Here is a 7489-nt window from a genome sequence, read left to right as displayed (position 1 = left end):
CTGTTTGAAACAAAGCAACTGCACCGCAAGCATTTGACTGAAAAGGGATCAATATGGTCAGTGATGAAGACCGACAAATGGCGCAACGTGCGGCGGCCAAAATTTCATGTCCGTATTGCGGATCGGTCATCTCTGCACAACAAATCATACGACCCGGGCACTGCGGTGCCCCGGACTGTTTTACGACCCATATTGTCAAAGGGGAACGGGCACGCGAGGATCAACGTGACAGCGACTACCGGGAACGTCAGGCTGACGCCCGAAGCAAAGCGCGCGGAAAATTAGTGCAAGCAGCTGATGCGCTTGCCTCTAGTCCTGAGGATGTGTCGATCGCCGTCGTTCCATTCCAAAACGAGCCTTTGGAGCTTTTGTCAGAGGAAGAACGTGAACGGTTTCAAACCCATTTGGAGCATATCGTAGAGCAAGCTTTTGCCGTTGAACCGGGTGCAATCGACCTGTCGGATTATGTCCCTGGAACTGCAACTCAGTCCCCGGTTTTGGCAGCAGGATGTGCGGCATGCCAAGGGCATTGTTGCAAGCTTGGCCGGAAGAACAACGCGTTTCTGACCCGCAAAAGTGTGTATTATGTGCGCCAAAATAACCCTGAATTAGACCCCCAAGATGTCATCGGCCACTACCTGGATGCATTGCCCGAAACGTCCGTCAAAGACGCGTGCGTGTATCAGGGGCATCAGGGATGTACGCTGGAACGTCGCTGGCGTGGGCCTGTGTGCAACACGTTCCAATGTTATGATCTGAACGCGATGGAGGCTTTGACGGACGAGCAAACCAATGTCGCATTGGCGATTGTCGGGATCAACGATTCCGAACCGGAAAAGGTCATGGTGTTTTCAGACCGCACAGGCCTGGTGGAAATCGAGACCAATTAGTACAAGGTGCTGTAGCCCTCGGCGTCGTTTTCAAAGGTAAACCCTTTTGCCCTAGACGCCTCGACGATTGGGGTCCAAATGCTGACGGCGTCCTGGACTTTTCGGGTCACTGCGACACCGGTTAACTCAGCGATCCGCCGCAGCGCGTCAGCATCCGATTGCGACGTCTGGGTTATGTACAACCGACCGTCGATACGGCCGCAGCCCAGTTCCGCGTAGCGATAATCAAACATCGTATAAGGCGCGATGATCAACGTTCCTGGTTGTGCTGTTTGAATAATCTGTTCTTCCAACTGCCGCAAAAGTGCCGGATCACGCATCGGACGGTAGAAATAGATGACGTCATAATCGCCATAGTTTTCAAATGTCAGCCCATCGGCGTCGATCACGTGACACCTGCCGGTTTCGCTGGCCTTAAATAGCTGCTGCGCTGTCGCAACATACCCCGGGTCAAATTCAAGCCCATCGGCCCTTTCAAAGAAATTCGCCGCGCTCAACACCTTGAGCCCGCCCCCGCATCCGACATCCAGAAAACGCGACGGGTGACGTAATCTTTTGGCCAGCAAAACGCGGTGGGCAGCATGAACGTGTTCGATGAAAACACTTTGAGGCAATGCAATGTCCGCAAAACACCCGTGATCCCGCGCATCGTCATTTTGTGAATTTTGGTTCAGAATATCATGTAAGTTTTCGAATATCTGATCACTTACAGACAGTTGGCTGACGGTGGCGTTCAGGACATTGGATGGGTTGCGATAAAGCGTATTGCGCTCAACGGGAATTTGTTGGCGGACCAGTCGTTCAATTCTGGGCGCGCTGGTGATCCAGGTGCTGTATCGGGATAGGCTGGTGTTAAATTGTGACCAAACATTTGATTGCTCGGGCGTCAGCGGCCCATTTCTTTGGACAAAGAGATCCCGCGCTGATGCCGCTTTGGGCATGAACTGCCTGAATTTATGCGATAATCTTGTGATTTCGGGCAAGGTGCGGGTGATCAGGCTGGAATCCACATTGACCGGTTTTGTCAGTTCAGACCCAATGGTTTTTATATGGTCTTCCAAGTCTAACAGGATCTGATCCAGCTCTTTCTTAAGCTGGGTGACTTCGATGATTTCGTGCAAAATGTGCAACTCCTGAAAAGGGGGCGCCAAAGTTGAACCTTATAAAGTTGAACCTTATTCGGTCAGCCCATACGCCGCGCGGATACTGCGCTGCGTGCCAGGTCCGAAATCACCATCAATCGTGCCGCTGTAAAATGCATATTGCGACAGGATGCGCTGCAAAGCTTTGCGCGTCTCTGGCTTGAACATTGTGGGGCGGTCGCGCAGCAAGTTATAAACATCTTCGCTGCCGGTGCGCAGCGAGCGATACAGATATTCAGCTGCGTCATCGATCCCTTTGTCGGTAATGACGCCATCGTCGATCAGAGCTGCCACGTTGAACATCGCTTGCGGGTGACGTTCGTCCGCGGCCTTTTGAAAATACTCCAAACCCAGTTTCGGATCACGTGTGACGTTCAATCCGCCTTGATAATAAATAAAACCAAGGTCGTTCAAAGCGTCGGCAAACCCCTGCTTCGCGGATTGGTCATAAAGATCGAAAGCACGATCAAAATCCTGGGTGACGCCCAGTCCTTTTTCATAGAGTTGCGCTAGTTCGAATTGGGCTTCGGCAGAACCGGCTTCGGCTGCACGTTCGAGAAACTCTGCGGCCTCATTCGGAGCGTAGCGTGTGTCGACCGAATTCAGGCGCATATACGCCAGCCCCAGCATCGAGCGGGTGTCGCCCTGACTGGCAAGCGAGGCCAATTGCACCTCTTGATCGGACTCTAGTTCGGCCCAAGCGACGCGCGGGTTTTCGTGCGTGATCACGGCCGCGTCTGATCCTGAACCCGCAACATAAAACGGAGTGCCAGACAGCGATCCGTAGGTGTGCGGTTCTTGCTGGTTTTGAGTGACCTCTAGAACCTGATCGCGGACTTGGCGAAACATCAGGCTGATTTCCAAGTCCGGCTTGACCAAGTTTTCCATCAAGGCCAATGCAAAGGGGCTGTTTTCGCCAGTGCCATCAAGGGCGCGTTCGCCATCTTTTGCAGCAAAAGCAACCATTGTTCCGCGATCAGGCGAAGGTTCGGCCAATCCTGCGGACCCGACGCTGCGGGTTTGTTCGGCGATGATGGCAGTTTCTTCAAGTGCCGCAATATCCAACGCGTCACCGAACGGATTATCGCGGCAAGAATCCAAAATGACGATCCGCATTTGTCGGGCATTTTCCACCGATGCCAACAGCTGTTTTAGCGACACGCCCTGCCGCTGGATGTCTTGATTGGATTGCACATCAGCATCGACTGGAATGATAAAATTCTCGCCCTGCACTTCGACACCGTGACCAGCGTAATAGATCAACGCAAGATCAGCGGTTTCAGAGCGAAACGCGAATTCATCCACAATCGTGCGCAGGTCCGCGGCGCTGGTTTCCAAGGCAGTTGTGACCCTAAACCCAATGTTCTCGAGGGTTTCCGCAATGTCGCGGGCATCGTTCAATGTGTTGTCCAGTTTGACCACGCTTTTGTAGTCGCTCATTCCGATAACCAGCGCGACCCGCTCGTTTGCGAAAACGGTGACAGGCAACAAAAACAAGGCAAAAGCAATAATGAAACGCATAGCCGAACATCCTCAAAAATTTGATAAAATCATCAATAGTTTGGCGCGGATCGCCTTAGCAATCCAATCACGATACCGCGCTATATTATACCGTCTTTACGCCATTGCTCCAACATCTGTCTGCTGACTTCGAAATGCATTGAATCCTCGCGAGTGAAACCGGCCCCCCAAACCCAGCCTTCTTCGCGGAAGAAATCAGCCAGAATTGTCAGGCCCAATTGGGTCTTTCCATCGCCCAAAGTGTCCAAGCGACCATCGATGTTCAGGTCAACAGCCAACCCGAAAGAGTGGGTCGAGGTGCGCCCTTGGGTGCCGCGAATTTGGCGCACACAGAGCGATCCCGAAGACGCAATCCGCGCGTAAAGATCGGGATCAGTCGCACGCACTTTTTCAAAAACCCGCGTCAAACTGTCTACGGCGGGTTGCAACATGCGAACACGAATGGGGCCAACATCCGCCAAAACCAACATACTTTTTAGTTTCGGGTTCGTCATCGCTTCGCAATCGTTACTTAGATTTTGACGGGGACGACCCAAGAACCCTTCTAACCATCGCGAGCCACCAACAGAGATCCCCGGGTTCACGTTGCGGCGATTGGCGATCAGAACCACTTGGGCATAGGCATCCAGAATTGCGTTTGGACCTTCTTTGGTCAAAGGCTCGTCTGACAGCCCCCCGGTGGCTTGTGTTTGCGCTTGGGATGCGACCGGTCTGGCCGCAATTTCAGTGACTTTCTTGTCGATGCTTTCAATCTTGCCCTGCAATGCTTCAACCTGTTGGCGCAGGCGTTCGATTTCGATCCGCGCGCCACTGTCGATGCCTGATCCGGTTTCTGTGGTGAATTCGTCATCGTCAACCATGCTTTGCAGACCCAGCCAAACCAGCGGCACAGACAGTAAAATTATGGCTAAAATGATGAATGGAACAATACGCATTTTGAGATCAATCTTTTGACAACTTCTTTGGTGCGACTGAAATTTGGTCTTCGCCGGACAGGGACCTGCAATTGGACCTTATCACTTTGAAATCGGCGAAAAGATTTGGCATCGCCTCACTGTTGCTATACTGTTTGCGTATAAAACACACCTATTTTATGAGAGCTTTGCAAAGATGATGCGTCTAAAAACAATGATGGCTACAGCCTTGGTCGCAACGATCGCTTTTGGCGCTCCTGCGATCTCCCAAGAAACGCCGACCACAGCAGTCCAAGACATGGCCGAGCGGTTCAAAAAGCAAAAAACCCGCGGGTTGACGATTGCGACGCCTCAGGCCGCAAAGCCTGAAACGACGACGGCCAATTCCGCAGCTGCGGTTGTGGCGGCCCCCGAAGAAGTGGCCACCATCATTCCCAAAGACGAACAGGTGAACGTAAACGTGTCTTTTGATTTTGATTCTGCCGCTCTGCGCGCAGATGAGAAACCGAAATTGATCCAGCTTTGCAATGCCTTAAAGGCCGCGGATGTTCAAAAAATCCGGATCTTGGGCCACACCGATGCGTCGGGGTCTGCCAGCTATAACGAACGTCTGTCAAAATTGCGTGCCGAAGAAGTGAAACGGTTCCTGACGTCCGATTGTGGCTATCCAGCGGACCGGATGGAAGCACTTGGTGTGGGTGAGCGGTTCCCGTTTGATCCAAGCGATCCACGTGGCGATGTGAACCGTCGGGTTGAATTTCAGGCGCTTGGTTAAGCAGGTCTTCGGCTTGGCGACGTGACATTTCTTAACCCAAGCGAGGATGGACTGTGAGTTCTGACAGCACCCGTGGCATCTTTCAAATTGGGGATGTTCTAAACAACACGTACAAGATCGACAAGGTTTTGGGACGCGGCGGCACGTCCGAAGTCTACCGCGCCAAAAGCGAGATTTCCGGCAGGGTTGTTGCCCTAAAGGCTTTGCGCACAGAATTTTCCCGCAACGAAGATTTTCTGGCCTTGATGACGCGCGAAGAAGACATGCGCGAAATCCGTCACGACGCGATTGTGCGGTATTATGACAATCAGCGTACCGACGACGGGCACGTCTATCTGGTGATGGATTATGTCGACGGTCCGGGTCTGGATCGCAAGCTTAAAGACGGTGGAATGTCCGCTGATGATTTGATGATCATTGGCAAACGGGTTGCCGAAGGGCTGGTCGCGGCCCACGCGAAAAACATTGTCCACCGCGATCTATCCCCCGACAATATTATTCTGCGCAATGGTGATCCTGCCGACGCCGTCATTATTGATTTCGGGATCGCAAAAGACACTAATCCGGGTGCAGAGACCATCGTCGGTAACGAATTTGCCGGCAAATACGCCTACGCCGCGCCAGAGCAGCTTAGTGGGCAAACGGACGCGCGGGCTGACATTTATGCCTTGGGGGCGATGTTGTTGTCCACCTTTAGGGGCAAAGCACCAAACATCGGCAACAACCCGATGGAGGTCGTCCAAAAGAAAAGTGAACCGCTGGACACCACCGGCGTTCCTGAGCCGCTGAAGTCACTTGTTGATCGCATGACCCAGCCTGATCGCGAACACCGGTTGCAAACAGCGCAAGCAGTGCTTGAGGAAATCATAGCGCCGCAGCCGATGGTTTCAGCCGCGATTGAACCCGACCTTGAAGACATGGACCGCACGATTATCGCGCCTAAGTCTGTGACGAAACAACCAGTCGTCGAGCCTGTCAAAGTCGTGGCCAAATCCCCTGCCCCGCAAGTTCAAAAGACGGAACCGAAAAAATCGCGTGGCGCTGTGATCCCCGTTCTTGGTGTGCTTGCGATCGCCGCTTTGGGTGGCGGCGCATATGTGTCCGGTGCATTGGACGGGCTGCTTGGCCCCAAGTACCCGTTCGAGGAATCCTACACGTTGGTGGCCTCGCGTTCTGAAAGCGGTTTGGCACAAGCCGTCGGATTCGTGCCGTCCCAGAATGCCCAAAACACCTTGGCCACTTTGATCGCGCAAGAGGGCGGTACAACCGAATTGACCCTCGCTAGTGGTGACATCACCCCAACATGGGAAGCAGATGTTTTGCGTCTCGTCGACACTGTCGATCACTTGCCTGAATGGCGGGTTTTGGCAGATGGCGACCGTGTTCGGATCACCGGCCTTACCTACGACAAAGCCGAACAACGTAACCTGACCACTGCGCTGAAACAAGTGGACATGATTGGCGCATTTGAAGCCGTCATTCAGATTGATCTAGGACCCCGCATTCTAAGTGCCGGCGCTGTGAACCAGATTTTGGCAGGCCACCAAAACTGCGGTGAACTGGACGTTGTTGACGCGCCATTGGCTGGCTATCCAAACGCAAGCCAAGTGATCGTTGCAGGGCGCGTCGCAGACATAGCAACCCGTGTTGCCTTGTCTGACGAATTGACGGAGTCCATCGGGGACCGCGATCTGGTGCTCGAAGTTGATGTGCTAAACCCAACGCTTTGCTTGGTCGACAGTGTTTTGCCCAATGCGCCACAAGCTGCCGTTGATGTGGAATTCAGGGTTGGCCCTGACAACACCGTCAACAGCTCAGGCCACTTTTTCGTTGGGGAAAATCCTGTGATTGACGTGGTCATTCCTTCGGAAATCACCGACGGATATTTGTTCGTGTCGGCCTTGGATGTGTCTGGAAATGTGTTCCACTTGCTGCCCAATCTGCTGCTCAAGGACAACAGCGTCACGACGCTGCGTGGTGGCAGCGACGGCCCAGTTAGCATTCGTGTTGCCCACAGTTTGGCAGATGCCGCGGACGGTACAAAACTGGCTTTTGTTGTGGATGACAGCGCGCTTGGGAAAACCAAGATCATCGTGTTGCATTCGGGCGAGCAAATCTTTGACGGGCTGCGCCCCACGACGGAATCCGCAGGTGGATATGCCAACGCGCTGGGTGAACGCGTTGGGATCATTAAATCGTTGGATAGCCGGATTTTGACGACGGCACAAAAATAATGTGACCCCGCCA

6 protein-coding genes are annotated in these 7489 nt (G+C 53.2%); 3 read left to right on the top strand and 3 right to left on the bottom strand.

Going from position 1 to position 7489, the window contains the following annotated elements; all coding sequences use genetic code 11:
- Nucleotides 1–53: 53 nt before the first annotated feature.
- On the top strand, nucleotides 54–890 hold the full coding sequence (locus ACFIO0_RS21935) for a hypothetical protein (RefSeq protein WP_390915584.1): 837 nt from the start codon (nucleotides 54–56) through the stop codon (nucleotides 888–890).
- Here ACFIO0_RS21935 and ACFIO0_RS21930 read toward each other — a convergent pair.
- The 3 genes from ACFIO0_RS21930 to ACFIO0_RS21920 all read right to left on the bottom strand — a co-directional run bounded on the left by ACFIO0_RS21930 (nucleotide 887) and on the right by ACFIO0_RS21920 (nucleotide 4488).
- Complete coding sequence (locus ACFIO0_RS21930) at nucleotides 887–2011, bottom strand: methyltransferase domain-containing protein (RefSeq protein WP_390915583.1); 1125 nt, start codon at nucleotides 2009–2011, stop codon at nucleotides 887–889. The genes ACFIO0_RS21935 and ACFIO0_RS21930 overlap by 4 nt on opposite strands.
- Nucleotides 2012–2065: 54 nt before the next feature.
- Complete coding sequence (locus ACFIO0_RS21925) at nucleotides 2066–3553, bottom strand: caspase family protein (RefSeq protein ID WP_390915582.1); 1488 nt, start codon at nucleotides 3551–3553, stop codon at nucleotides 2066–2068.
- Between the two features lie 80 nt (nucleotides 3554–3633).
- A complete protein-coding gene (locus ACFIO0_RS21920; RefSeq protein ID WP_390915581.1) occupies nucleotides 3634–4488 on the bottom strand; it encodes a M15 family metallopeptidase in 855 nt (284 codons plus the stop codon).
- 193 nt (nucleotides 4489–4681) lie between these two features.
- Here ACFIO0_RS21920 and ACFIO0_RS21915 point away from each other — a divergent pair, with 193 nt between their 5' ends.
- Complete coding sequence (locus ACFIO0_RS21915; protein WP_390915580.1) at nucleotides 4682–5242, top strand: OmpA family protein; 561 nt, start codon at nucleotides 4682–4684, stop codon at nucleotides 5240–5242.
- 53 nt (nucleotides 5243–5295) lie between these two features.
- Nucleotides 5296–7476 (top strand): protein kinase, encoded by a 2181-nt coding sequence (locus ACFIO0_RS21910; RefSeq protein WP_390915579.1) that lies wholly within the window; start codon nucleotides 5296–5298, stop codon nucleotides 7474–7476.
- The last annotated feature ends 13 nt before the right edge of the window (nucleotides 7477–7489 follow it).

It is taken from the genome of Pseudosulfitobacter sp. SM2401, from assembly GCF_042932805.1.
Taxonomy (GTDB): Bacteria; Pseudomonadota; Alphaproteobacteria; order Rhodobacterales; family Rhodobacteraceae; genus Ascidiaceihabitans.
The sequence above is the reverse complement of the archived record's forward strand: the minus strand, read 5'-3'. Positions and strand labels throughout refer to the sequence as shown.

Bases quoted from the DNA above. Each gene is read 5' to 3' on its own strand.
- ACFIO0_RS21935 (WP_390915584.1), top strand. From the start codon at position 54: ATGGTCAGTGATGAAGACCGACAAATGGCGCAACGTGCGGCGGCCAAA.
- ACFIO0_RS21925 (WP_390915582.1), bottom strand. From the start codon at position 3,553: ATGCGTTTCATTATTGCTTTTGCCTTGTTTTTGTTGCCTGTCACCGTT.
- ACFIO0_RS21920 (WP_390915581.1), bottom strand. From the start codon at position 4,488: ATGCGTATTGTTCCATTCATCATTTTAGCCATAATTTTACTGTCTGTG.
- ACFIO0_RS21915 (WP_390915580.1), top strand. From the start codon at position 4,682: ATGATGGCTACAGCCTTGGTCGCAACGATCGCTTTTGGCGCTCCTGCG.